At 65.8% G+C, this 25,222-nt stretch carries 24 protein-coding genes; 7 read left to right on the forward strand and 17 right to left on the reverse strand.

Features of this window, described 5'->3' with window-relative positions; genetic code table 11:
• Positions 1-27 precede the first annotated feature (27 nt).
• From ACFZCE_RS18625 to ACFZCE_RS18635, 3 genes are all read right to left on the reverse strand, one after another.
• On the reverse strand, positions 28-1,080 hold the full coding sequence (locus tag ACFZCE_RS18625; protein WP_390941667.1) for a tetratricopeptide repeat protein: 1,053 nt from the start codon (positions 1,078-1,080) through the stop codon (positions 28-30).
• Between the two features lie 53 nt (positions 1,081-1,133).
• Positions 1,134-1,922, reverse strand: coding sequence for an alpha/beta hydrolase (locus ACFZCE_RS18630; RefSeq protein WP_390941669.1), 789 nt, complete (start codon positions 1,920-1,922; stop codon positions 1,134-1,136).
• 110 nt (positions 1,923-2,032) lie between these two features.
• On the reverse strand, positions 2,033-3,658 hold the full coding sequence (locus tag ACFZCE_RS18635; RefSeq protein WP_390941671.1) for an aldehyde dehydrogenase family protein: 1,626 nt from the start codon (positions 3,656-3,658) through the stop codon (positions 2,033-2,035).
• A 212-nt stretch (positions 3,659-3,870) separates the two neighbouring features.
• Here ACFZCE_RS18635 and ACFZCE_RS18640 point away from each other — a divergent pair, with 212 nt between their 5' ends.
• Positions 3,871-4,773, forward strand: a complete 903-nt coding sequence (locus ACFZCE_RS18640) for a LysR substrate-binding domain-containing protein (RefSeq protein WP_390941673.1) — start codon at positions 3,871-3,873, stop codon at positions 4,771-4,773.
• Here the strand turns inward: ACFZCE_RS18640 and ACFZCE_RS18645 are convergent.
• From ACFZCE_RS18645 to ACFZCE_RS18685, 9 genes are all read right to left on the reverse strand, one after another.
• A complete protein-coding gene (locus tag ACFZCE_RS18645; protein WP_390941675.1) occupies positions 4,768-6,123 on the reverse strand; it encodes an AMP-binding protein in 1,356 nt (451 codons plus the stop codon). The genes ACFZCE_RS18640 and ACFZCE_RS18645 overlap by 6 nt on opposite strands.
• Positions 6,124-6,150: 27 nt before the next feature.
• Positions 6,151-7,344, reverse strand: a complete 1,194-nt coding sequence (locus tag ACFZCE_RS18650; protein WP_390941677.1) for a cytochrome P450 — start codon at positions 7,342-7,344, stop codon at positions 6,151-6,153.
• Between the two features lies 1 nt (position 7,345).
• Positions 7,346-8,011 carry an HAD-IA family hydrolase gene (locus tag ACFZCE_RS18655; RefSeq protein WP_390941679.1) on the reverse strand — a complete coding sequence of 222 codons (666 nt, stop codon included), beginning with the start codon at positions 8,009-8,011 and terminating at the stop codon, positions 7,346-7,348.
• Positions 8,012-8,022: 11 nt separating this feature from the next.
• Entirely contained in the window at positions 8,023-9,036 is a 1,014-nt protein-coding gene (locus tag ACFZCE_RS18660; protein WP_390941681.1) for a 3-oxoacyl-[acyl-carrier-protein] synthase III C-terminal domain-containing protein, read from the reverse strand.
• 10 nt (positions 9,037-9,046) lie between these two features.
• A complete protein-coding gene (locus ACFZCE_RS18665) occupies positions 9,047-9,286 on the reverse strand; it encodes a phosphopantetheine-binding protein (protein WP_390941683.1) in 240 nt (79 codons plus the stop codon).
• Between the two features lie 56 nt (positions 9,287-9,342).
• Complete coding sequence (locus ACFZCE_RS18670; protein WP_390941686.1) at positions 9,343-10,041, reverse strand: SDR family NAD(P)-dependent oxidoreductase; 699 nt, start codon at positions 10,039-10,041, stop codon at positions 9,343-9,345.
• Positions 10,034-10,336 carry a hypothetical protein gene (locus tag ACFZCE_RS18675; RefSeq protein ID WP_390941688.1) on the reverse strand — a complete coding sequence of 101 codons (303 nt, stop codon included), beginning with the start codon at positions 10,334-10,336 and terminating at the stop codon, positions 10,034-10,036. The genes ACFZCE_RS18670 and ACFZCE_RS18675 overlap by 8 nt, the downstream gene beginning before the upstream one ends.
• Positions 10,337-10,352: 16 nt before the next feature.
• Entirely contained in the window at positions 10,353-11,114 is a 762-nt protein-coding gene (locus ACFZCE_RS18680) for an AfsA-related hotdog domain-containing protein (RefSeq protein ID WP_390941690.1), read from the reverse strand.
• Between the two features lie 322 nt (positions 11,115-11,436).
• On the reverse strand, positions 11,437-12,954 hold the full coding sequence (locus ACFZCE_RS18685) for an MFS transporter (protein WP_390941692.1): 1,518 nt from the start codon (positions 12,952-12,954) through the stop codon (positions 11,437-11,439).
• A gap of 109 nt (positions 12,955-13,063) precedes the next feature.
• Here ACFZCE_RS18685 and ACFZCE_RS18690 point away from each other — a divergent pair, with 109 nt between their 5' ends.
• The 5 genes from ACFZCE_RS18690 to hisN all read left to right on the forward strand — a co-directional run bounded on the left by ACFZCE_RS18690 (position 13,064) and on the right by hisN (position 17,274).
• Positions 13,064-13,954, forward strand: a complete 891-nt coding sequence (locus ACFZCE_RS18690) for a LysR substrate-binding domain-containing protein (protein WP_390941694.1) — start codon at positions 13,064-13,066, stop codon at positions 13,952-13,954.
• A gap of 87 nt (positions 13,955-14,041) precedes the next feature.
• Positions 14,042-14,665, forward strand: a complete 624-nt coding sequence (locus ACFZCE_RS18695; protein ID WP_390941696.1) for an ATP-binding cassette domain-containing protein — start codon at positions 14,042-14,044, stop codon at positions 14,663-14,665.
• The gene (locus tag ACFZCE_RS18700; protein ID WP_390941698.1) at positions 14,665-15,525 is read left to right on the forward strand and encodes a metal ABC transporter permease; all 861 of its coding nucleotides are present in this window, start codon (positions 14,665-14,667) and stop codon (positions 15,523-15,525) included. Before ACFZCE_RS18695 ends, ACFZCE_RS18700 begins: the two co-directional genes overlap by 1 nt.
• A 21-nt stretch (positions 15,526-15,546) precedes the next feature.
• Positions 15,547-16,416 (forward strand): metal ABC transporter solute-binding protein, Zn/Mn family, encoded by an 870-nt coding sequence (locus ACFZCE_RS18705; RefSeq protein ID WP_390941700.1) that lies wholly within the window; start codon positions 15,547-15,549, stop codon positions 16,414-16,416.
• A 66-nt stretch (positions 16,417-16,482) separates the two neighbouring features.
• Positions 16,483-17,274: a histidinol-phosphatase gene (gene hisN, locus ACFZCE_RS18710; RefSeq protein ID WP_390941702.1), complete on the forward strand. Its 792-nt coding sequence runs from the start codon at positions 16,483-16,485 to the stop codon at positions 17,272-17,274.
• A gap of 1,044 nt (positions 17,275-18,318) precedes the next feature.
• Here hisN and ACFZCE_RS18715 read toward each other — a convergent pair.
• The 4 genes from ACFZCE_RS18715 to ACFZCE_RS18730 all read right to left on the reverse strand — a co-directional run bounded on the left by ACFZCE_RS18715 (position 18,319) and on the right by ACFZCE_RS18730 (position 22,768).
• Positions 18,319-19,374, reverse strand: a complete 1,056-nt coding sequence (locus tag ACFZCE_RS18715; protein ID WP_390941704.1) for a hypothetical protein — start codon at positions 19,372-19,374, stop codon at positions 18,319-18,321.
• 70 nt (positions 19,375-19,444) lie between these two features.
• Positions 19,445-20,002 (reverse strand): hypothetical protein, encoded by a 558-nt coding sequence (locus ACFZCE_RS18720; RefSeq protein WP_390941706.1) that lies wholly within the window; start codon positions 20,000-20,002, stop codon positions 19,445-19,447.
• Positions 20,003-20,021: 19 nt separating this feature from the next.
• Complete coding sequence (locus ACFZCE_RS18725; RefSeq protein WP_390941708.1) at positions 20,022-20,600, reverse strand: 2OG-Fe(II) oxygenase; 579 nt, start codon at positions 20,598-20,600, stop codon at positions 20,022-20,024.
• Positions 20,601-20,815: 215 nt separating this feature from the next.
• A complete protein-coding gene (locus ACFZCE_RS18730) occupies positions 20,816-22,768 on the reverse strand; it encodes an FUSC family protein (RefSeq protein WP_390941711.1) in 1,953 nt (650 codons plus the stop codon).
• A 112-nt stretch (positions 22,769-22,880) separates the two neighbouring features.
• Between ACFZCE_RS18730 and ACFZCE_RS18735 the strand changes: the two genes are divergently transcribed.
• Entirely contained in the window at positions 22,881-23,804 is a 924-nt protein-coding gene (locus ACFZCE_RS18735) for a LysR substrate-binding domain-containing protein (RefSeq protein WP_390941713.1), read from the forward strand.
• A 21-nt stretch (positions 23,805-23,825) separates the two neighbouring features.
• On the opposite strand, the gene ACFZCE_RS18740 is transcribed toward ACFZCE_RS18735, so the two are convergent.
• The gene (locus ACFZCE_RS18740) at positions 23,826-25,064 is read right to left on the reverse strand and encodes an N-acetylmuramoyl-L-alanine amidase (protein WP_390941715.1); all 1,239 of its coding nucleotides are present in this window, start codon (positions 25,062-25,064) and stop codon (positions 23,826-23,828) included.
• Positions 25,065-25,222 lie beyond the last annotated feature (158 nt).

Raw genomic sequence — 25,222 nt, forward strand, 5'->3', positions numbered from 1 at the left:
ATCCTAGCAGGCGCTTCCGGGCCACGCCTACATCAACGCCGGATCATCCGGGTTCTGCTGCTCCAGCTCGGCCAGCAGCACCTGCACGTTCTGCAATTGCCCGCTTTGCTTCCAGTAGTCGATCAGCAGCAAGCGCGCGCGGCGGTTGGCCGGGTCGCGGCGCAGCAGTTCGTCGAGCTGTTGCTGGGCCGGCTGCAGTTGCTCGAGGCTGTGCAGGGCGGTGGCCAGGTCGTAGCGATACTGGCTTTGCTCCGGGGCCAGCTCCACCGCGCGGGTGAGCGCCAGCAGGGCGTATTCGTCCTGGCCATGGTGCAGCAACCAGAGGCCCAGCTCGTGTTGCAGGAAGGCCGAATCCGGCTGCTGCTTGAGGGCGTCGGCGAGGGTTTTGCGGGCTTGGTCGGGTAGCCCCTGGGCGTCGAGGATTTCCGCCAGGCTGACGACCGAGTCGAGGTCTCCGGGAGTCAGCCTGAGCACCCGCTCGATGGCCTCAAGGGCCTTTTGGTAGTCACCGTCGTGGCGGTACAGGCGCGCCAGCTGGGCCTGCGCCTGGGCGTCGCCGGGGGCGCGTTCGAGGCTGCCGAGGTAGTCGTCGAGCACCGCTTGCAGCGGGCCGAAGTACACGCCGAGGTCGTCGGGGGGGAGGTCCATCAGCTGTTGCGCGGCGTGGTAGCGGATGCCCTGCAGCGGGTCATCGAGCAGCGGGCCGAGCAGGGCGCCGCGCTGGGCCGGCGGCACCAGCGCGGCGAGGGCGTCGAGGGCGGCGTGGCGCACCAGCAGGTTGCCGGTGGCGAGGTCGGCCTTGGCGAAGGCCAGCGCGCGCGGGCTAGGGTAGTTGGGCAGTTCGGCGTACAGCCGGGCACGGCGCTCGGCGGGCAGGTCGGTGCGTTGCAGTTGCTGGTAAAGCACCCGCGCCGCGCCAGGGGCGCCGGCATGGGCCTGCTCCAGCGCCTGGGAATAACTGTGCTTGCCCAGGGCCTGGGCCGGCGGCGGCGGGGCCGGGCGCAGCCACCAGGCGCTGGTGGCCACGATGACGATCACCGCCAGGCCGAGCAGCACCGCGCGTAGGGCTTTGTGGGGCATGGGGCGTCCATCGCGGGCAAGGCTACCCAGCTTACGCAAGGGCCGCCAAGGCATCAACCGCCGAGGGCGGCGCGGCCTTCGGCGGAAGGGAATACGCAGCGCACATCGTGGGCGCAGCCGGGCACCACGTGCAGCGGCTGGCCGAGGTGCGAAGTAAACCCTTGCGCCCGCTCCAGCCGCGATGAGCCCTGGGCCTGCGCCGCGCAGCTACGGTCGAGAATCCGCCCGTGGGCGGCGGGGGCATCGCCGTGGTCGTCGGCGCCCACCAGGTAGGTGATGTTCGCCTGGCGGTAGCGCGCGGCGGCTTCGGCGGCGCTACCGGGCAGCCAGGCCGGCAGTTGCTCCAGGCCGTACTTCCAGCGGTTTTGCCCAACGCAATCGGCCTGCGCCGCCGGCCGCCAAGGGTCGGCGTAGAGCCAACTGCCGGGCGATGCCACCACGAAGCGCAGGCGCAACCCGGCCGGCGGCTGGGCGAAGGCGGCGTAGTGCTGCACCCACTGGGCGCCGGCGGAGAACCCGGCCACGGTGACCACCTTCACGCTTGGCCAACGCTGCTTGAGCTCGGCCAGCAGCGCGTCGATCGCAGCAAAGGCGCTCACCGCGGCGGCGTTGTCGGCCGGCGCGCCGGCCAGCCAGCTGCCGCAGCGCCAGAGCAGGTCGCTGGCCTGCGGCGCCGGCTCGCCCGGGCTGTGGCAACCCCCGGCGTGCTCGGCGGCCACCTGGAACAGCGGCGCCAGCACCAGCGTGCCGGCGGCCACGCTGGCCTCGGTGGCGGCGAAGGTTCGCTGGGCGTCGCGCGGGTGGCCGTGCAGCGCCACCACCGCGCGCTCCGGCGCGGCCACGGCGTTGGCGTAATAGCCCAGGGTGCCGGGGCCGACCTTGAGTTGTTCGAGGGCCGCGGCGCTGGCGGCCGCGCCCGGCAGCGCCAGCAGCAGGGCGAGCAGGGCGCGCTTCAGAAGATGTAGTCCGTGGTCAGGAAGCTCGAGCGGCGGTCGTGGATGATGTCGCTGACCAACTGCTGGTTGCCGGCATTGAACTTGGTCGCCACCAGGGTGCGGATCGAGAAGGTGCGCAGCGCATCGTGCACCGACAGCGTACCCTCGGCGGAATCCTTGCGGCCGTTGAAGGGGTACTGGTCTGGGCCACGCTGGCACTGGGCGTTGAGGTTGATCCGGCCGACCTGGTTGGCGAAGGTGTCGATCAGCCGGCCCATCAGCTCAGGGTCTTTGCCGAACAGCGACAGCTGCTGGCCGTAGTTGGAGCTGAGCACGTAGTCGATCACATCGTCGAGGTCATCGAACGGCACGATCGGCACCACCGGGCCGAACTGCTCCTCGTGGTACACGCGCATCTCGCGGTTCACCGGGTACAGCACCGCGGGGTAGAAGAACGACTCGCGGGTCTCCCCGCCACCGGGGTTGGCGATGCGCGCGCCCTTGGCCAGGGCATCGCTGACCAGCCCGGAGAGAAACTCGGCCTTGCCGGCCTCGGGCAGTGGCGTCAGTTGCACGCCGTCTTCCCAGGGCATGCCCGGCTTGAGCTTGGCCAGTTCCGCGCAAAAGCGCTCGGTGAAGGCCGCGGCGATACTGCGCTCAACAAAGAGGATTTTCAGCGCCGTGCAGCGCTGGCCGTTGAACGACAGCGCGCCGGTGATGGCCTCGTTGACCGCGTTGCCGAGGTCGGCGTCGGCCAGCACGATGCCGGGATTTTTCGCGTCCAGGCCCAGCGCCGAGCGCAGCCGGTGCGGCTTGGGGTGGAGTTTTTTCAGGTCGCTGGCGCCCTTGTGGGTGCCAATGAAGGCGAAGATGTCGATGTGCCCGCTCTGCATCAGCGCGGTCACGGTTTCCCGGCCGCTGCCGTAGATCACGTTGATCACCCCGGCCGGGAAGCTGTCGCGGAAGGCTTCGAGCAACGGGCGGATCAACAGCACGCCGAACTTGGCCGGCTTGAACACCACGGTGTTACCCATGATCAGCGCCGGGATCAAGGTGGTGAAGGTTTCGTTCAGCGGGTAGTTGTAGGGCCCCATGCACAGCGCCACGCCCATCGGCACCCGGCGGATCTGCCCCAGCGTGCCTTGTTCGAGCTCGAAGCGGCTGGAGCGGCGGTCGAGGTCCTTGAGGGCGTTGATGGTGTCGACGATGTAGTCGCAGGTGCGGTCGAATTCCTTTTGCGAGTCTTTGAGGTTCTTGCCGATTTCCCACATCAGCAGGGTGACCACGGCTTCGCGTTGTTCGCGCATGCGCGCCAGAAAACCTTCGACGTAGCCGATCCGCTCGGCCACCCGCATCGTCGGCCAGGCGCCGCGGCCTTTGTCGTAGGCATGCACGGCGGCGTCGAGGGCGGCCAGCGCGGCGGTGGCATCCAGCCGTGGGGTGGCGCCCAGGACCACCTGCTGGTCACCTTGCTCGGTGTGCAGGTAGATGGGGCTGCGCACCTCGGCCAAGGGGCCGGCCCAGTGCTCGAAACGCCCGTTCACCAGGTACTCGCGCTGCTCCTGGGGCGCGCCCAGGCGGTACGCCTCGGGGATCTCGGCAGGGGTCGGAAACAGGCGCGGCAGGGTGTGGGCTTCAGGCATCGGGGCAACCTCCTTGGATGGCAATGCCCAAGCCTAGCAGGCGCCACGGGGGTGGGCTAATGAAACGCTTCAGCCTGAGGGGCCTTCGCCCGCCGCGGCCGGCCCCACGGGGCGCAAGTGCGCACAAACCGAAACTCTCTGGCACACTGCCGCCATACCTGAGCCATCTACTGTGCTACGGGTTGCAACGCCAGATGAGGGACGCACAGTTAATGGTTTCGAAAGACAGCTTGAGCGGGCTGATCCCGTTCGTGCGCGCGGCGGAGGCGCGCAGTTTCACGGTGGCAGGGCGGGTGCTGGGTATTTCGTCCTCCGCAGTGGGCAAGAGCATCAGCCGGCTCGAGTCGCGCTTGGGCGTGCGTTTGTTTCACCGCAGCACCCGGCAGATCAGCCTGACCAGCGAGGGGCTGGACTTCTACGGGCGCTGCCGCACCCTGTTGCAGCAATTGCAAGACGCCGAAGCCGAGCTGGCCAACGCCAAGCGCCGCCCGCGTGGCGCGTTGCGGGTCAGCCTGCCGGCGGTGGGTTACCGGTTGATTTGCGCGAGCCTGCGCGAGTTCTGCCGGCGCTACCCGGAAATCGAACTGGACCTGGACTTCAGCGACCGCATGGTCGATGTGATCGACGAGGGCTTTGATGCGGTGATCCGCAGCGGCGCCTTGCCGGATTCCAGCCTGGCGGCGCGGCGGGTGTGGGGCTTTCGCTTCGTGCTGTGCGCGGCGCCGGAGTACATCGCCCGCCACGGCGAGGCGCAGAGCCTGGAAGCGCTGTGCGCCTACCGGGCGATCCAGTACCGCTTGCCGTCCAATGGCAAGTTCCAGCCCTGGGTGCTGGCCGGTGAAGGCGGGCAGGTGACGGTGGAGCTCGACACCGCCATGGTGATGAACAGCGTGGAGGCGGTGATGGCCGCCTGCCGCAACGCCATGGGGGTGGCCTACCTGCCGGATTTCGTGATCCAGGAATACCTCGACAACCAGGGGCTGGCCCTGGTGATGCCCGGGCTGAGCCTGCCCGGCGAGTTCTCGGTGGTGTGGTCGCACACCCGCCTGATGCCACCGAAAACCCGCGCCTTCATTGATTTTCTCAGCGAGGCGGGCCCCGCCAGGGGCTTATGAGGCGATCAACAGCTTTTTATAGCGCGCCGAATAGCCAATCGCCTCGACCACCTTCAGCCGCACCGGCACCTTGTAGGCGTCCAGCCGCCCTCGGCAAAACTGGCGGATACCCCTGAGCAGCGCCTGGGCATCCTCGCCGGCGGCAAGGCCCAGCACCACTTCCGCGGCGACGAACTGGCCGGTCAGCCCGTTGCGCTCGCCATAGGCCTTGCAGTCGCGCACGCCGGGGTGCTGCATCAGCACCGACTCGACCTCGGCGGGGTAGACCTTCTCCCCGCCAACGTTGATCACCTCCTTGCTGCGGCCGAGAATTTTCACCTCGCCGGCGGCGTTTACCTCCACCAGGTCGCCGGTCTTGAACCAGCCATCGGCGGTGAAGCTCTCCATGCTGTGGTTGAGGTAACCCAGCACCTGGGTGGCGCTGCGCAGCCACAACTCGCCGTCGACCACCCGGTATTCGGTATCACCGGCCTCGAAGCGCATGAACAAACTGCCGGCGGCCGCCGACGTGGTGCTGGCGATGCCGGTTTCGCTGGTGCCGAAGGTTTGCAGGAACTTCACCTTCGGCAGTTGCCCGCGCAACGCCGCCAGCAGGCTGTGGGGCATCGGTTCGGTGCCGTAGGTGATCATCCGCAAGGCGCTGAGGTCGTAGCGGTTGAAGGCGTTGTTGATCAGCATCAGGTTGAGGAAGGTCGGCGAGGTGGGCAGCACGCCCACCCGATGCCGGGCCATCAGCGCGGCTACGCTGTCGGGGGTTTTCACCGCCGCCACGGTGGCGGTGCCGCCCAGCGCCAACAGGTTGAGCAGGGTGTTGAGGCCGCCTATGTGGTCGAACAGCAGGAACAAAAAGATGTTCAGCCGGCGCGGGCGCTTGTTCAGGTAGCCGGCCACCAGGGCGTCGAGGTCGCGCAGCATCGCCTTGGGCTGGCCGGTGCTGCCACTGCTGAACAGCACCAGCCCGGCATGGCCGCGGGCCTGCAGGCTGGCCACCAGCGCGGTCGGCGCGGCGGCTTCGGCCAGCCGCGTGGCGGTGCCGCTGGCGCCGTCGATCAGGTACCCGGCCTGGGCGGCGGCGGCCTTGTGTTGCACCTCTTGGGCATGGCCGCTGCTGTCGAGGGCGATCACGTTGCCGCGCTGGTACAGCGCCAGAAACAGCGCGATAGCGCTGAGGGAGTAATCGCCGAGCAGCAGCACCGTGGCCTGGGCGGGCAGCCCCTGGGCCTGCAGGTGCTCAAGCTGGCGCAGCACCTCGGCGTGCAGTTGCCCGTAGCTGAAGGTAGCGCTGGCGGAGTTGAGGAACGGCGTATCGGCAAACCCGGCGAGGCGGGCAAGCAGCGGTTTGAGGTTCATCGCGGGCCTCCTGGGCCTGTGGGGCGGTTAAAAACGCACGGGCAGCTCGTTCGGCCGGCGCAGCACGGTGCCGTCGATCCATGCCAGTGACTCCGGCGCGCGGTCCAGTTGCAGCTCGGGCAACTGCTCGGTCAGCGCCTTCAGCACGATGGTCATTTCCAGCCGCGCCAGGGCCGGGCCCATGCAACTGTGAATGCCGTGGCCAAACTGCAAGTGGCCGGCTTTTTCCTCGCGCAGCGGGTTGATCGTCAGCGGGTGGCTGAACACCTCCGGGTCGCGGTTGGCGAGAAACACGTTGGCGTACACGCAGGTGCCGGCGGGGATCTCCCCACGGCGGGTGAGCACCGGCTGGGTAGTCAGCCGCGGGAAGGCCGAGAGCTTGCCGATCGGGATCAGCCGGATCAGCTCTTCGAGCAGCGCCGGCTGTTGCTCCGGGTGTTGTTGGGCGTGGGCCCACAGCGCCGGCGCGCAGAGCAGGGTGTAGATCGCCTTGGTCATCACGCTGAGGGCGTTGTGGTCGCCGCCGAGCAGGATGCCCAGCAGCACGCCGACGAACTCTTCATCGTTGAGTGGGTTGTCCAGGCTTGGCCGTTGCGCCACGTACTGGCGGATAAACCCGTCTTCCTCGGCCGGGCGCACGCCGCGGACGAAGTCCATCAGGTAATCGAAGCTGGCCTTGACCGCCACCTCGATGCCGGGCAGGTCATCCGGGGGCGCCGCCTGGATGATCTGGCTCCAGGGGCGAAACAGCGCGCGGTCTTCCAGCGGGATGCCGAGGATGTGGCACACGGTGGAGGCGGTGAGGTCTTGCAGCACCGAGGCGAACAGGTCGGGCGGCAGCTCGCCGCGGCGCATGCGTTGCAGGTTGCGCTCGGTGGTGTGCTGCACGTGCTGGCGCAGGTTCTCGATGCCGCGCTTGCTGAAGGCGCGGGTGACCGTGGCGCGGGCCCGGGCGTGGGCCGGGTTGTCGAGGTTCAGCAGCAGCTCGGGCTGGGTGCTGCCCGGCAAGAACGTTGGCCCGCCCTCCACATTGCACAGCGTGCGGCTGATGCTTGGGTCTGCCAGGAAGCTGCGGCAGTCGTGGTAGCCGGTCAGGTGGGTGGCCACATGGCCGCTGGGCAGGCGGATCTGCTGATGCGGGCCGTCGCTGTCGAGCACTTGGTAATACGGCGCGGCGTCGAGGTTGGGGATGCTCAGCACGCTTGGGAAGTGGCGGGTCATCTCAGGCCACCCCGGCGTTGCGGGCGGGGTACAACAGCGCGCGCACCTGCTCGCACACCACCAGGCTGTCGACGAAATGAATCGCCTGCCAGCCGGCCTTGCGCGCGGCCTCGCAGTTTTCTTCGACGTCGTCGATCAGCACGCAGCCTTCGGCGCTCACCCCCAGCGCCTCGGCCGCCAGGGCGAAGATCTCCGGCTCAGGCTTGCGCACCTTGACCTTGCACGAATCGATGATGCAGTCGGTCACGTGATCCAGGCCGACCATGCGCCGCCAGGCGCTTTCCCATTCCACGGTGTTGTTGGTGAGGATGGCCGCCTTCAGGCCCGCGGCCTTTACCTCGTGGAACAACTCGAACATGTGCGGGTTGACCTCATGGCCGGCAAACCACTGTTCGCCGTGGTTATCGAAGTCGCAGCGGCTCAGGTCGATGCCGGGGTACAGCGTGCGCAGTGCCTGGGCCATGGCCCGGCCCCACTTGGCCTGGGTCATCAGCGCCAACTCGATCGGCGCCTGGAACTGCACGCCCAGTGGCCGCGCCACTTCGTGCATGGCCGCTTCCATCTGTGCGCGGTTGATGCCGGTCTTGCCTTCGTATACGCGGTACAGCTCGGCGATCGACGGAGACAGCACGCCGCCGAAATCGAACCAGATTGCTTCAGTTGCCATGGTGAATGTCCTTATGCGGTGGGGTTGAGGATGACCGGGGGCAGCAGTTGCGTGCCTTCTAACGAAAGGTGTGCCAGCGCCACCGACAGCCCGACGCCGAAGCCGCAGGCGATCAGGTCGTTCTGGCACAAGCGCGGGTTGTCGGGGATCGCCGAGAGCATCACCGGGATGCTCGACGGGCCGCTGTTGCCGATGCCGTCGAGGTGCATCGGGATGCGGCTGGGCGCCAGGCCCAGGGTGCGGCCCAGGTAATGCAGCATGAAGGCGTTGGCCTGGTGCAGCAGAAAGTACGGCACCTGCGCGGCGCCCAGCCCGAGGCCGGCGAGAAACCCCTTCAAGGCCGGCGGCACCTGGTCGAGGGCGAAATTCATCACCTGCGCGCCGTCCATGAACAGTTGGCCCACTTCGGCGCTGGCGCCGCTGGCCGGGCCGTAGCGCAGCGGCGTGTGCAGGTGCGCCGCGCCCTGGCCGTCGGTGTTGAAGGTGAAACTGAAACGATGCGGGCCGGCTTCGACCAGGGTGGCGCTGGCGGCATCGCCAAACAGCATGCGCACCTGGTGGTCGTTTGGGTTCAGCAGCTTGCTGATCACATCGCCCGTGCACAGCAGCACCCGGCGGTAGCCGGCGGCGATCAGCAGGCTGGCCTGGAACAGCCCGTACACGTAGCCCGAGCAGCCCATGTTGAGGTCGAACACCGCGGTGCTGTGGCGCAGCCCCAGCCGTGCCGCCAGCAGCGCGCTGCTGGCCGGCATCAGCGCGGCGGGGGTCTGGGTGACCAGCACCAGCGCGTCGAGGCTGTGCGGGTCAAGGTCGAGGGTGCCCAGCAGGTGCGCAGCCGCGCCGTAGGCCAGGTCGACGGTGCTCAGCTGCTCGGCGATGCGCACGCTATTGATGCCCGTGCTTTTACGGATACGCGCGGCTTCGCGTTCGCCGAACAGCCGGGCGAAGTCTTCAGCGGTCAGTTGCCCGGGTGGCAGCGCCGCGGTGATCGCGCGGATGCCAAGCCCTGGGAGGGTAGTGATCATCGCTAGGCCCTCACGCCAACGCCGGGCGTTCAGCGGCCAGGGCGGCCAGCAGTTCGCCGAGGGTGTGCGCCTCGTCAAGCACCTCGGGTTTGACGGTGAAGCCGAACTGGTCGCTCAGCACCCCCAGCAGCGACACTTTGGTGAGGGAATCCCAGTTCTCCAGCGCCAACAGCGCCAGGTCGTTGTCGAGTTGCGCTTCAGGCAGTTCCAACAGCGCTGCCAGCTCTTTTTTCAGGGCGAGTGTGTCCATGCCGCGTGCTCCAGCTTGAAAAGTAAGTAGGGGTAAAGGGGTGTTACAGGGCGCTGTTACACGCCGCCCAGGTACAGCACCTGCCCGGTGATGAACTGGCTGTTGGCCGCGAGGAAGAAGTCCAGCACGTTGCTGACGTCTTCGAACTGGCCCAGGCGCTTGATCGACTGCTGCGCCACCAGGGCGTCGAGCTTGGCCGTGGGCAGGGTGCGGGTGAGGTCGGTGGCGATTGGCGTGGGCCCCACCGCGTTGACGGTGATGCCGTAGCCGGCCAGCTCCTTGGCCATCACCGCGGTGAGGGTTTCTACCGCCGATTTCGACGCCGCGTAGAGGGCTTCGCCTTCGAGCTTGAGCGGCCGCGCCACGGTCGAGAAGTTGACGATGCGGCCCTGGTCACTGCGTTTCATCAGCTTGGCCGCCTCACGGCTGAGCAAAAAGGTGCCCAGCACATTGGTGCGGGTGATCTGCTCGGCGGTGCCGTAGGGCGTGAGCAGGCTGTGGTTCATGCTGGCGATGCCGGCGTTGTTGATCAGGTTGTCCAGCCGTTGGTGGCGCTGGCGCAGTTGGCCGAACATCCCCAGCACTGCGGCTTCGTCGGCCACATCGAGGGTGAAGTGCTCGTAGCGCGGGTGGTCGAGGTCGCTGGGCTGGCGGCTGCAGCCGATCACTCGGTGGCCCAGGCCCAGGTAGTGCTCGCTCAGGTAACGGCCGATGCCCTTGCGCGCGCCGGTGATCAGCGTGATCGGCTCAGCCATGGGCCACCTCCGCGCTGCGTTTGGCGATGTAGCGGGCGAAGCTGCCGACGTTGGCGAACGGGCTGCGCACGCTGGACATCGCGCTGTCGCTGACCAGCGTCAGGCGCAGGCCGAGCTGCTGCTCGAGCAGGGCTTCGACCTCGACCACGATCGACACCAGGCTCATGGAGTCCAGCGCGCTGTCGCGGCCATACAAGGGGGTGGCTTCACCGGCGGCGAGGCTGATGGGCTCGGCCAGGCTCTGGTTTTCGAAGCCGATCGCGGTGTAGATGATGTCGACAAGCTGGGCGTGCATGGCAAGTTCCTTTCAGTCAGTGCAACAAGGTGATAGAGCGGTGCAGGAGTTGGTCTTCTTTCAAATGAAAGAAACGTGAGTCGACCACCGAGGTGTCGATTTCAACGCGTGCCAAGGTAGAGCCGTGTTGGCGAAAGTGCAGGCTGGTGCTGTAGCGAAAGTTCACCGGGCCGGAGCGTTTGAGGGCCAGGGGCACGCAGATTATTTCCGTGGCCAGGGGCAGCAGAAGTTGCTCGAAGTTGACCTGGATGTTATGGCTGAGGAAGTTCACCTTGCCCCGCGCGGCCGGCGCCAGCCAGCACTGCTCGGCGGCGGCGATCGCCAACTGCCGCGCGGCTTCGATAATCAGCATGCCGGGCACGTGCATGCCGGTCAGGTGGTCGCTGAGTTGCCCGTGGCGTTCGTCGATCATCAGCCAACTGGCATAACTGCCGTTGCCGTTATCCACCAGCTTGGAAATCACGATGTTCCGCGCATGGTGCTGGTGGGTGGCCTGCCGGCCGGCGCGCTGGCGGGGCTGGGCGGGTACCAGGGTGATCTGCTCGCTGGCCAGCTGGTACAGCCCGGCCAGCCCGGCATCATCGATGCCCTGGCCGATGTGCAGCGTGGCAGGGCCTGCGGCGGCCAGCGCCTGGGCGCCGGCAAGGTTGACAAAGGCCGCCTGTGGGCACTGCTGTTTGATCCGGTCGCCGACCACTACAACGGTGGGCTGTGGTTCGGCGCCGGGCGCGGCGAACGGGCAGGGCGTAGCCGGGAATGGCGGGGCGAGCGCTTCCATGAAGTACCTCTTCAGTCGGTTGGCCACGGCAAGGCCGGGTCGCTGTGAATAAAAGTTTTCGGGCTGGGTTGAACTTAAAAAAACCGGCTTAACTCTGAGTTCATAGCGCCGCCGCGCAGTGGAAGTGCGGCGTTGTTTTTAAATCAGGCGGCGCTTGAACAGCATCATTGTTTAGCTGTTATTGAACTGTCGATGAATCAGTACGGCCGAGGTTGGTGCAGGGGGAAGTATAAGGCAGGTACTTTCCCGGAATTTTGGACATTTACGCTAAACTGCCTGAACATTCAGTTGAGGGTGTGCGCGCACTGTGATCTTCGGTGCTTCAAGACGTATGGGCGGGTAGCCGCTGTTGTTCGTGCTCGGGCGGTGCCGGGTGCTTCAAAAAGAAGTAGGCGGCCGCGGCGCTGGCCAGGGTGAAGGCCATCAGCACCAGCAGCAGTGCATTGAACCCTTGCAGGTAAGCCGCCCGCAGCAGCGCGGGGTCCAGCCCTTGGGCCTGGCTCAGGTCGCCCATCACCAGTTGCTGCGCCAACCTGGGGTGGCCCTGGCTGAGGGCGCCGGGCAGGTACGTGGCCACCAGCGCGGTGAGCAATGCAAAGGTGATCGCCAGCGCCACCCCTTCGCCAGCGACCCGGGTGGTGTTGAACACACCGGCGGCCATGCCGGCCTGCTCGCGCGGCACCACGCTGACCGCCAAGCCGTCCATCAAGCCCCACGGCAACCCGGTGCCGGCGCCGATCACCAGCAGGGCGGCTACCAACAGCGGCGTGGCACCGGCCGGCACTTGGGCCAGGGCATACAGGCCCGCCGCCGCGAGCAGAAAGCCCAGCGCGCACAGCGTGCCGGCGCTGGCCCAGCGGGTCAGCCAGGCCGCCAGCAGCGGCACCACCAGCATCGGTGCCGACAGCGCCAGCAGGATCACCCCACTGCGCAGCGGCGAGACCTGTTCCAGGCCGATCAAGCGTAACGGCAGCAGCACGATCAGCACCACGTAGCAGTAACAGGTGCCCAGCGGCAGCACCTGCACCCCGACAAACCGCGGGTAGCGCAGCAGGTTCAGCGCCAGCATCGGCTGCGGCGCTCGCAGTTCCACCGCGATGAAGCACGCCAGGCCCATCAGCGCCGCGCCAAACAGCCAGAGGATCAGTGTGCTGCCCCAGCCCAGTTGCGGGCCCATGATCAGCGCGGTGGTGAACAGCACCAGGGTGGCGGAGAACGCCAGCACGCCGGCCAGGTCGAAACGCCCGGGCGCGGGGTTGCGGCTTTCACGCATTTGCCACAGCGCCACCAGCAGCGCCACGGCCGCCAGCAGGGCGGTACAGGCGAACACCGAGCGCCAGCCGAACTGTTCCACCAGCAGGCCGCAGGCCATCGGCCCGAACGCCAGGCCGAGCCCGAAGGTGGTGCCCAGCAGGCTGAACGCGCGGGTTCGCGCCGCGCCTTCGAACTCCTGCGCCAGGGCCGCCGAACCGCTGGCCAGAGCGGCCGCGGCGGCCACCCCCTGCACCGCGCGCAGGCCATCGAGCCAGAGCATGCTCGGCACGGTCGCCAGCAGCAAACTGGCAAACACGAACAGCCCCAGGCCCCAGCTGAACAGGCACTTGCGCCCGTAGCGGTCGGCCAGGGTGCCGGCCGCCATCAGCAGGCTGCCGAAGCTCAGCATGAAGGCGTTGGTGACCCAGGCCAGGGCGGTGGGGCCGGCGTTGAAGCTCTGGCCGATCGCCGGGGTGGCGACCGCGCCGCCGGTAAAGCTCAGCGGCAGCACCAGCGCCGCCAGGCAAATAGCCGCCAGTACCGCGTAGCGTGAACGGGGCGGGGTGTGGGCGGTGGGCTGGTCCATTGCGCGAAGGCCTCTGCTAGAGCACTGTGTCAGCGAAATCTATAGGGGCCGCAATGCAGGATAAATGGGCTCTGGTTCCACTCATAACGGACAAAAAGGACGTAATCAAATGGAAAGCCTGAACGGCCTGCTGGCGTTCGTGAAAACCGCCGAAACCTTGAGCTTCGTCAGCGCGGCGCGGGCCATGGGGATTTCCGCCTCGGCGGTGGGCAAGAACGTGGCCCGGCTGGAGGCGTCGTTGAAGGTGCGGCTGTTTCAGCGCAGCACGCGCAAGGTCAGCCTGACCGCCGAGGGCGCGCTGTTCTATGAGCGCTGCCGGCGCATCTTCGATGACCTCGAAGACGCCCAGGCCATGCTCTCCCACGCCGTGCAGGCGCCCCGCGGGCGGCTGCGGGTGAGCCTGCCGACCATTGGCTACCGCTTTTTGCTGCCGCTGATGCGCGAGTTCCGCCAGGCCTACCCGGAGATCGAGGTGGAAATGGACTTCAACGATCACCTGGTCAACCTGATCGACGAAGGCTTCGACGTGGTGATCCGCAGCGGTGGCCTGGCCGATTCCACCCTGATGGCGCGCAAGCTGGGGCCGTTTCGCTTCCTGCTCTGCGCCACCCCCGGCTACCTCGAGCGCAAGGGCCGCCCGCAGCAGCTCAAAGACCTCGAAGCCCACGACTGCCTGCGTTACCGCTTTGTGACCACCGGCAAGATCATGGACTGGACGATGACCGCCGACCCGCGCATCACCTCGCTGCGGCTGCGCAGCGTGCTCACCGTGAACAACATGGAGGCGATGCTGATGGCCACCCTCGACGGCCACGGCATCGGCTACATGCCGGATTTCCTTGTGCGCGAGGCGCTGCGCAGCGGCGCGCTGGAAAGCCTGCTCGGCGCCTACACCCCCGACCACGGGCAGTTCTGGGCGCTGTGGCCCTCGAGCCGGCACCTCTCGCCGAAGATCCGGGTGTTCGTGGATTTTGTCGCGCAGCGGATGTTCAAGGGTTAGGGGCGGGCCAGGATGAACGGATCTTCATGTGGCAAATGACACGTTATAGTGTAACAATGTGTAAAACCACTGCCCGATAGCCCTTCCATGATCCATTGCCACGCCCTGCAATGGGGCCCAGCCCGGCAACCGCTGACCCCACCCCTCGACCTGCACCTGCCCACTGGCAGCTTCACCGCCGTGACCGGCGCCAACGGCGTGGGTAAAACCAGCCTGCTCAAGGTGTTTGCCGGCCTGCAGAAGCCGCTGGCCGGGCGCGTGTGCGTGGCGCCGGGGCGGGTGGGCTACCTGGTGCAGCAGCAGGCGATCGACCGGCAGTTCCCGATCAGCCTCGGCGAGTTGGTGGCGGCGGGCTTTTGGGGCCAACGCCTGGGGCGTTTCGCCAAGGCCGAGCGGCTGAACGCGGCGCTCGCGGCTTGGCAGCTCGAAGGCCTGGCCAAGCTGCCGCTGCAGGCGATGTCGGGCGGGCAGTTGCAGCGCGCGCTGCTGGCGCGGATGAGCCTGACCGACGCGCCACTGCTGCTGCTCGATGAGCCTGAAGCGAACCTCGACGAGGCCGGCCAGCAGTTGTTGTGGGGCCAGTTGCAGCGCTGGCAGGGCGAGGGCCGCACGCTGCTGATGGTCTGCCATGACCTGGCCGCGGTGCAGCGCTTGGCGCGCCGCCAACTGGCGTTGTCGCGCCAGTGCGCTGAACTGCGCGAGGTGGCCTGATGCTAGCGGCGTTGTGGCAACCGTTCGTTGAATTCGCCTTCATGCGCCGCGCGCTGTTCGGCGGCATGGCGCTGGCCCTGAGCGTGGGCCCGCTGGGGGTGTTCCTGATGCTGCGGCGCATGAGCCTGATCGGCGACGCGATCGCCCACGGCATCCTCCCGGGGGCGGCGGTGGCGTTCTGGCTGGCGGGGTTGTCGCTGCCGGCGCTGACCCTCGGCGGCCTCGGCGCGGGCCTGGGCGTGGCCGGGCTGGCGGCGTGGATCACCCGCAATACCGGCCTGCGCGAGGACGCCTCGCTGGCCGCGCTGTACCCGATTTCCCTGGCCAGCGGGGTGATGCTGCTGGGCCTGGCCGGCAAGCGCCTCGACCTGCTCGGGCTGTTGTTCGGTTCGGCGCTGGCGGTGGATGCCGCCACCTTGCAGGCGATGCTCTGGGTGGCGGTGCTGAGCCTGCTGCTGCTGGCCATCCTTTACCGGCCGCTGCTGCTCGACTGCCTCGACCCGCTGTTCCTGCGCAGCGTCAGCCGCCTTGGGCCGTGGGCCTATGGGCTGTTTCTCGGCCTGGTGGTGCTCAACCTGGTGGTGGGCTTCCAGGCCATCGGCGCGCTGATGATGGTCGGCCTGATGACCCTGCCCGCCGCCGCCTCGCGCTTCTGGAGCCGCCGCCTGCCGTGGCGCCTGGCGCTGGCCTCGGTGCTCGGCGCGCTGGCGGTGTGGCTGGGCCTGTTGCTGTCTTACTACGCCTCGCTGCCCAGCGGGCCGGCCATCGTGGTGGTCGCCGGGGCGTTCTATTTGCTGTCCGTGATCGTCGGGCCGGTGCATGGCGTGTTGCAGCGCTCGCGCCAGCCCATTCCCCTGTAACCCTTGCTTAGGAACCGCCCCATGCGCCGTGCCCTGTTGTTGCTTGCCCTCGCCATGCCCCTGGCCGCCCAGGCCGAGCCCGTCAAAGTGCTCACCAGTTTCAGCATCCTGGCCGACATGGCCCGGCAGATCGGCGGTGAGCACATCGCCCTGACCAATATCGTTGGCCCCGACTCCGACGCCCACACCTACGAGACCACCCCCAGCGACGGGCGCAACGTGCAGCAGGCGGCGCTGATCGTCGAGAACGGCCTGGACTTCGAGCCCTGGCTCGACCGCCTGGTGACCAGCACCGAAACCCACGCCAAGGTGATCAAGGCCAGCGACGGCGTACAGGCGCGGACCATGGAAGAAGACGGCCAGACCATCCCCGACCCGCACGCCTGGAACAGCCTGGCCAACGCCCGGGTGTATGCCGATAACATCCTCAAGGGCCTGGACGCCGTCGACCCGGCCCACGCCGCCGACTACCAGCGTAACCACGACGCCTACGTGGCGAAGATCGACGCGCTGCTGAAGGTCGCCGCCAGCACCTTCAACAGCCTGCCGGCCGGCAACAAGCGCATCGTCACCTCCCACGACGCCTTCGGCTACCTGGGCCAGGCCTATGGCATCCAGTTCATCGCCCCGCAGGGTATCTCCACCGAGCGTGAAGCCACCGCGGCCGACGTCGCCGGGCTGGTGCGGCAGATCCGCGAGCAGCACATCAAAGCGGTGTTCATGGAGAACATCTCGGATTCGCGGCTGCTCAAGCAGATTGCCGCGGAGTCCGGCGCGCGGGTGGGCGGGACGTTGTATTCCGACGCCCTGGCCGCTGAAGGCCTGGCCAGCACCTACCTGGGCTTTTACCGCAGCAACATCGAAACCCTGGGCAAGGCACTGAAGAACTGACCGCCCAGGGTTCCCCCCCAGCGGGGTTTCAGGCAGCATGCGCGCACCACCGTTGGAGACCTCGCCATGCCTGCCACCCCGCTGCCCCTCGCTGAACTGCGCGCCTTCGCCGAAACCCTGGCGCAGGCCGCCGCCGACGCGGCGCTGCCGCACTTTCGCACCCGCCACGCGGTGGAAAACAAGCTCGAGCACGGCTTCGACCCGGTCACCCTGGCCGACCAGGGCGCCGAGCAGGCGATGCGCGAGCTGATCCACGCCCAGTACCCCGAGCACGGCATTTTTGGCGAAGAGTACGGCCAGGAGCCGGGCACCTCGCCCCTGACCTGGGTGCTCGACCCGATCGACGGCACCCGCGCGTTCATCACCGGCCTGCCGCTGTGGGGCACGCTGATCGCCCTGAACGACGGCCAGGCGCCGGTGCTGGGGATGATGAGCCAGCCGTTCACCGGCGAACGCTTCGTCGGTACCCCCGAGGGCGCCTGGCTGGGCGAGCAGCGCCTGCGCACCCGCGCCTGCGCGCGCTTCGAAGACGCCGTGCTGATGAGCACCTCGCCGCAACTGTTCGACATCCCCAGCCGCAAGGCGGTGTTCGAACGCCTTGCCGGGCAAGCGCGGATGACCCGCTACGGCGGCGACTGCTATGCCTACTGCATGCTGGCGATGGGGCTGGTCGATGTGGTCATCGAAGACAACCTCAAGCCCTACGACGTGCAGGCATTGATCCCGATCATCGAAGGCGCCGGCGGGCGCATGACCGCCTGGGACGGCGGCACCGCGCAGAAGGGTGGCGCAGTGGTCGCCGCTGGCGACCCGGCCCTGCACGCCTGGCTGCTGACGCAACTGCGGCCGGCGCTGTAAGCGCCTTCTGAACGCATGGCCTGACCGGCCCTTCGCCCGGCACAGCCGGAGCGCCGGACCACGGCCTCCCACCAAATTTGTGTAAGCACCTGATTTACGAGGCAACACAGAACCCGTGGGAGGCCGGCTGTGCCGGGCGAAGGGCCGCTCAGGCCATGCGCGAAGTACCACCACCCAGCAACAACGGCTAGCGCCCCCGCCGCCGGATGCACTTTATAGTGCCCACCACTAAAAAAGACGCGGAAATGAGCCAGCATGATATGCCGAAGGCCCTGTTATAGTTGCGGTCGGCACGTCGCATGTCGCGCAGTAGTTGTTCATCCTGTATCACGCAGCCTTTCTCCGTCACAGCACGCCGGACCCATTTTAGATTATCAAGTTTATAGGTTGTGAGCCGAACCCTTACACCCTTCGTCAAGTGTTCCTGGTTGCAGATAGCCTGGCGCGCATAGATTGTTCTACGGGTGATGTACTTCGGGTAGTTTGGGCTAGGGACTTTAACCGTGTATTGAAGGAAGTCCGACCCTTTTCTCGGGGACTGGCCATTGAATTCAATTACGCCCTCTTCAATAACCGCTACGCCCTCAAATATCGGGCTGGAGCTCGCGCCGCTTGATCCGAACGGCCAATAACCCAGCGCCGCCAGTGGCATTAAGACAGCTGCCAGCATGAAACAGTGAATGGCCGTTAATTCTTGAGCCGGGGCATTCGATACTGCAGGGTGTTCAGGGCTGTTTTTAGTGTGCACGGGTAGGCGAATAATGATGAGGGTGCTTGGCTATTGCTCAGTAGATTGACTGAGCGTTAGGCATCGACTCTAGGTTTTTTCTGAAAAAACGACAATGGCGAAGATGTAAGATTTAGTGAGTCGTTGATCATGCCCTGGCTCGAGCTTTGCGATGTTGGCCAGTGTGGGCCCGGCGCCGCTCGCGGTAGTGACGATCTACGCCACCGAAAACGGGCGCCCTGGCGCGCCCGTTCTTTGTACGCCGCAGCATCGATTCGCGCTGAGGATGCACGGCTGGAGCCGATGACGGCCCCGCTCTAGTTGTAATTGTCCTGAGAGCAGTTGTAGTCATCCTTGCGATCATCATTATCGTCAGGTTCAGGATCGAAAGGTTCTCTGTGCTCGGGCGGGTTGGGCTGCGGGACGTCGTTTATTGATTCGAGGCTGATTCCTTGCGAGGCACCACCACCGCTGCTTCCGCCGCCCCCCGCGCCGACGCCAGCACCCCCACCGCTTCCACCGCTCCCACCGGCACCCGCGCCTGCACTGCCAACACCACCATCGCCAAAACCGCCCCCTCCGACAGGGGCTACGCTACCACCCGCGCCGTCGCCCCCTCCACCCTCTGGCTCGGGTGCTGGCGGTGGAGGCGGCGGGGGCGGTGGTGGTGGGCAATCGGCAGGCTCGAACGGCAGCGGTACCTCGACAGCCTCCTGATCGCTCAAGGACTGGCCGTTTGGGTTGTCGCGTTTGTCCCAAGGCACGGCGCCCACGGAAATATCATCGGTCGCCGGGTCCCAAACCACCATGGCGATATTGTTTTCATAGTGGCTCTGGATTTGCGAGAGGGGTACGATTTTCAGGTCTGGGGAGATCCAGTGATTGTCGTAGGTGGCGTTGGGTTGATCTTTGAAATTATTATCCCATAACGGCTTAAGGACATTGTTGTAGAGGTTTTCAGCGACGTTAGAGTTAATCAAGGCTGCGCCTCCGGCCAAGATCGCAAAGCCCGCAAGCGGTACAGCTCCCACAGTAGTCCCCGCGAGAAGCGTAACACTTGCTACCACACCGACTACATTTCCGAAGAGGCTCGCTACGTCTCCCCACTTAAAGCCTTTCGTTGTCTGTGAGTCAGCAACAATTTTTAGTAGGGTAGTGGTGCCGGCCAGGATGTGTGCAGACGTGCTTACAAACGGCATCAGTCCGGGCGTGATTGCAGTGATCGATAGAACACTCGCAACCGCCGCGGTGGTCTGAGCGCACTGGTTGATTAGCGTAAATCCTTCACTGCTGGAATTAAACTGATCGATAAGTGCTGTTGCTGCTCCGGCTTTGCCGATATGAGCGGCGAAAATTTCGACTTTCCCTGTCATTTTTTTCTCCTTGGTGCACATTTTAGATGCGGCTGTATTTGGGGCGACAACCCCGAGGTGTGAGAAAACGCTAATGTTTGCGTTTGCTGTGAATTTGGTTGAACATTCCGGCTATTAAAAAATAGCTGGATAGTGCTAATGATATAATTATTATTGAGAATGCGTCCTGGCGATTTTTTCTCCATACTTCACTGAGTACAGTGTCGTTCTGCAGGGCGCACCCACCCATTGTTCTAGCAGTCCTAACCTCTTTTCTATCATCGATTTTTTGGCGCATTATCCACAGCCGGCTACCCACTTCTAGCGTCTCAGACTGGCATGAGTTTTGGTGGAAGTAGACATCTCGTATTGACTTGTATCCGGGGATGTCACTAGGGAGTTTTACGATGTAATAATATATTGATGGTGCGCCTTTTAATGACAATTTCTTGGATGAGATCACTCCCTCCTCAAGGAATTCTGGACCGCTGAACCTGGTTACAGGGTCCTTGGGGCCCCACTCCATGAGCAGATAAGTTATCATTCCGAGCGCTGCCATGAAGGCTGCCATTTTGAAGTAAAGTCCAGATTTTTTAGCGACTGGCTGCCATTTTTTATGTTTGGTATAATCAAGTTCGTCTGTCGCCATGGTAAGGTGCTCCAGTCGGCTAATCAGCAATGATCGTTTTAAAAGCAATAGTCATCCTCAATTCGTCACACACCGACGCCGGTGATCGTGCACTGTGAGGTATGTGGCCATTGAAAATCACCGCCCTGCCAGGCTTGGGCAGGATGGACCTGATAATATGTTGGCGGGCCTGATCATAAAATACCAACTCCCCGCCCCACGCACTCGCCCAATGTTCATTACAAAAGATAAGCACCGTAGAACCCTGTTCACCCGGCCAGTTATCCCGGTGAATCGGGGAGTCCTGGCCGAAAGTTTGACCGTTAGCGTACACACCCAACAGGGTCGCCCGTGGTATGTGGGCGTGCTTGATGTGCCGCCACCACGGTGCGAGGAACCCCCATGCCGGATCATTGCTAAGCTCTAATTCACAACACGCGCGGCTCGCGCGGCCGCTACCCGCAATAAATGAATGCCAGCACGGTTTGGTGAAAAACGATGTGTCCCGTGGCCACCCGTATCTCCACAGGGAAGACTTTAGATTTTTGAGAATTTGGGTTTGCTCGCCAACCGCAATTGCATTGTCGATAACTTGAATGTCGTGTTCAGAAAAAATCATTTGCGTGCCCTGCTGCGTATTCCAAAGGGAATAGATGCCGGTTTTTCTAGAGGCCCGGGTGGCTCTCGATCAGTGATCGGGACTCTAGGTTTTTTCCGAAAATCCAGCAACGCAGAAGATGTAAAAATTCGTGAGTCATTGGCGGGAGGGGTGTTGCGGGGTAAAGGTTCAGTCAATAAAAACTTAGGGGGGTAAGTTTCCTGAGTGCCTATTTATTATAAGTTAGCGCCTGGGGTGGTATTCGTTTGCCGCCGTGTATCCGTCACGTTTTGCGCAACCTGCAACCACCCCAGATAATCCCGCGCCCGCTGCCTACCCGGCCCACCCCCTTCCAACAACGCCAACCCCGCCGCCAACGGCGGCCGCGCGCCTTGCGCCCAGGCCAGCAGCAACGGCTGCACGGCCTGCGCCGCCTCATCCCCCGCCAGTGCCTGGCGTACCTCGATGATCGCCAGCCCGGCCATCTGCGCCTGCAAGGCGCTGGCGAGCAGTTGCCCTTGCACTTCGGGAGCGCCGGCGGCCAGGGCGGTGGCGTGGTGCAGCAGGTCGCGGGTGCGGCTTTCGAGGCGCTGGCGCAGGTGCGCCAGTGGCGCGCTGGCGGCGAACGCCAGTTGCGCCTGCAAGGCCTGGTTCAGGCGCCGCCAGGACCACGGCGCGTTGCTCGGCAGCAGCACCGCGCCGGCCACCGCGGCGGCGGCAAAGCTGACCAGAGTGGCCAGGCAGTTTTCCAGCAGCCACGGCAGGTTGTACAGCGGGGTGTTGGCGGGGATTGCCACCGAGGCGAAGGTCACCAGCAGGCCCAGGCCGATGCCCAGGGTTGGCAGGCGGGTGGTCAGCCAGGCGCCGTAGAGGATCGGCGGGGCGATGGCCAGCGCCAGCAGCGGGAAGCCATCGAGCGCCGGGTACACGTAGGCGTAGTCGATGAATGCCAGCACCGAGCCGAGCAGCGCGCCTTGGCACATTTGCTGGCCGGTGCCGCGTGGGTTGGGGGTGGTGCAGGCGAGGCTGACCGCGGCCGCCGCCGAGAGCAGCATGGCCGGGCCGCTGGGCCAGGCGCTGAGGTACCAGAAGCCGCCCAGCACGGCGACCAGCACGCTACCGCGCACCCCCGCGGCAAGGCTCAACCAGGGGCTGGTCAGGCTTTCGAAGGGCGCTGTGGCTGGCAGCGGCGCGGCCTGCTCCAGCGCGGCATGGGCCAGGGCGCAGCGTTGCAGTTGGCCGAGCAGGTCATCGAGCAAACGCCAGGCGATCGCCGCCGGCCGCCCGCGGCCGGCGGGCAATGCTTGCTGCTGGGCGGCGAAGTGCTCGGCGAGTGCCGGCGCGGCGGCCATGGCCAGCGGCTGGCCGCGGCGTGCCTCAAGGGTGGTGCGCAGGGCCTGCAGGTAGGGCTCGAGCGCCGCGCGCTCGCGGCAGGGCATGGCCGCGAGGGCGTGCATGAAGGCATTGAAGGTGGTGGCCAGGGCCATCAGCTCGCCATTTAGCCGTTGCAGCCAGCCTTGCCGGGCGCCCCAGTGCGGGGCCTCGTAGGCGGCCAGTTGCCGCAGGTTGTCCCACAGCACGGCGTCGCTGGCCAGTTGCCGCTGGGCGCCGCCGGGGTGGGCGCCGGCCAGGGCATCGCTGATCACCCCGGCCAGTTCGCCGAGCCGGCGGTTCAGCGCCTGCTGCAGGGCCTGGCCGCTGTGCTGGGGCAGCAGTACCGCGCTGACCACCCCGCAGCAAAGGATCGCCAGGCCGATTTCCAGCGCCCGCCACAGCGCCGAAGTGAACACCTCGGCGGGGTTGCCCAAGGCCGGCGCGCCCACGATGGCCGCGGTGTAGCCGGCGAGCACGAAGCTGTAAGCGGTGAAGCCGCGGTAGTGGGCGGACAACGCGCAGCACAGCCCCACCCACAGCGCCAACGCGCCAATGAACAACTCACCCTGCTGGCCGAACAGGGCGATCAGCAACACCGCCATGCCCAGCCCGCCAGCGCTGCCGAGCAGGCGGTACACGCTCTTGGCCAGTACCGGGCCGCTTTGTGGCTGCATCAGGATGAACACACTGATCACCGCCGTTTGCGGTTGCGGCACTTCCAGCCACAGCGCGAAAAAATAGGTGAGCACGGCGGCCAGCCACACTTTGGCGATGTAGATCAAGTCCAGGCCGCGGCCGGCGAAAGGGTTGAGCATGGGCGAAGCATTCACAAAAACTGAAGTATCGCCATTGTATTGGCCGCCCATGGGGGCCTGACAGCCAGGGAAAACTGATGCACTATCAATTAAAAATTGAATATGTGCAGCCATGAACCTCTTTCAGAACATGCGGGTGTTCGCCGCCGTGGCCCAGGCCGGTGGCTTCAGCGCCGCGGCGCGCCAGCTTGACATGACCACCGCCAACGTCAGCCGCGCGGTGGCGGCGCTCGAAGCTCACCTGCGCACCCGCCTGCTGCAGCGCAGCACTCGCCGCCTGGCGCTGACCGAAGCCGGCGAGCGCTACCTGCGGCGCAGCCTGGCCATTCTCGGGCAATTGGCCGAGGCAGAGGCCGAAGCGGTGGCGGCGGTCGACGAAGCCGCTGGCAAGCTGCAGGTGCACGCCATGGTCGGCATCGGCATGCATTACGTGATCGACCTGATCGCCAGTTACCGCCTGGCCCACCCGCGGGTGCGCTTTGACCTGCGCCTGTCGAACCGGGTCCCCGACCTCATCGAAGAAGGCTACGACATGGCCATCGTGCTGGCCCGGCAACTGCCAGATTCGGCCTATGTGGCGCAGCGCCTGGGCACCATCCACAGCGTGCTCTGTGCCGCGCCCAATTACCTCGCCCGGCGCGGCGCACCGGCGCACCCCGATGAACTGGCCGGCCACGACTGCCTGATGATGAACAGCCTGGCCTACCCCGAGGCGCGCTGGCACTTGGCCGGCCCAGGCGGCGAGCATGCGCTGGATTTCGACGAGCCGGCGCTGCGGGTCAACTCGATCGAGGCGATGGGCGTGGCCATCGGCGCCGGCTTGGGCATCGGCGTGCTGCCCAGCTACACCGCCATCAGCGGCCTGCGCAGTGGCCGGCTGGTGCAGGTGCTGGCCGGCTACCGGCTACAAAGCCTGAACCTCTATGCGCTGATGCCGTCGCGGCTGTTCGTCGACGCCAAGGCGCGCACCTGGCTCGAGCATTTGCGCCAGGCGTTGCCGCCGGCGCTGCTGCGCGAGGAGGAAGAGTTGGGGTAGGGGCCCTGGGCCTTGAAAAACCTAAGCCAACCCTCCCGACCTGGCCGCCGCCAGGTACGTGCCCATCGGCGGGTTATTGGCAAAATACCCGCTGATGCCGGTAAAGATCGCCTGGGCCACCTTCTGCCGGTGGCGGGTGTCCATCAGCCGCGAGCAGTCGCGGCTGTTGGAGATGAACCCGGTCTCCACCAGGATCGACGGGATGTCTGGCGACTTCAGTACGGCGAACCCGGCCTGTTCCACGCGCTTCACCCCATGCACCCCTGACACCCCGCCAACGCTGTCGAGCACGTTGCCGCCCAGGCTGAGGCTGCTGGAGATGGTCGCGTTCATCGACATGTCGAGGATCACGTTGGCCAGCATCGGGTCTTTGTCGCTGATGTTCAGCAGTTGCCGCGCGCCGATCAGGTCGGAGGCGTTCTCCTGGTCGGCCATCCAGCGCGCCAGGGTCGAGGTGGCGCCGTGCTCGCTGAGGGCAAACACCGAGGCGCCCTTGGCGGTGCGGTTGGGCGCGGCGTCGGCGTGCACCGAGACGAACATGTCGGCGTTGTACTTGCGGGCCACGTCTACCCGTTTGCGCAGCGGCACGAAGAAGTCGTCGTTGCGCACCAACCGGGCCTTGTAGCCCTTGGTTTGGTTGACCTTGCGCGCAAGCATCTGGGCGATGGCCAGGGCCACGTGTTTTTCCTGCTGGCCGCCGGCGCCGATGGCGCCCGGGTCTTTGCCGCCGTGGCCGGCGTCGATCACCACGATCACGTCGCGGTGGCCCTTGCCGGGGGTGGGCGCGGGGTCGGCCTTGGCCAGTTGCGCCTGGGCCGCTGGCGGTTGCGTTGCCTTGGCGCTGGCCAGGGCTGGCGCGGCGCCGCTGTGCAGGTCGATCACCAAGCGGTTACCCTTGCCCGAACCTGGCGGCAGGGCGAAGGCGCTGGTTTTGATCGGCTGGTCGAATTCGAACACCAGGCGCGTGTCGCCGTTTGGCCGCAGGCTGCTGCGCACCTGCTTGACCGGGCCCTGGCGCAGCGTCGCTTCGTTGAGCGTGCTGGTCAGCCGGGTGCCGTGCAGGTCGAGGATCAAGCGCGGTGGGGCGTCGAGTTCGAAGGCCTGGTAGGTGACCGGGCCGGAGAGGTCCAGCACCACCCGCGAGGTGCCGTTCTGGCGCCAGGTGCGGGCGGCCAGCACCGTTTGCCCAGCCTTGGCGGTGAGCGAAAGCGGAAGCGTGATGCCTGCCAGGAGCAGGGTCAGGATCTGACGTCTGTGCATGGTCGGGGCCTGTGGGGTTTGCTCATGAATGTTCTCAACGTTATAGAGTAACGGGCTGATTTTGGTATGAATTTACCCTTCCTTTACAGTTCTCTGATAATGAAGAAAACTTTTGGTTTTATTTTGCGACTAAATTGACATCATTTTTCAGGTGCCGG

The organism is Pseudomonas sp. NPDC007930, from assembly GCF_042958985.1.
Classification (GTDB): domain Bacteria; phylum Pseudomonadota; class Gammaproteobacteria; order Pseudomonadales; family Pseudomonadaceae; genus Aquipseudomonas.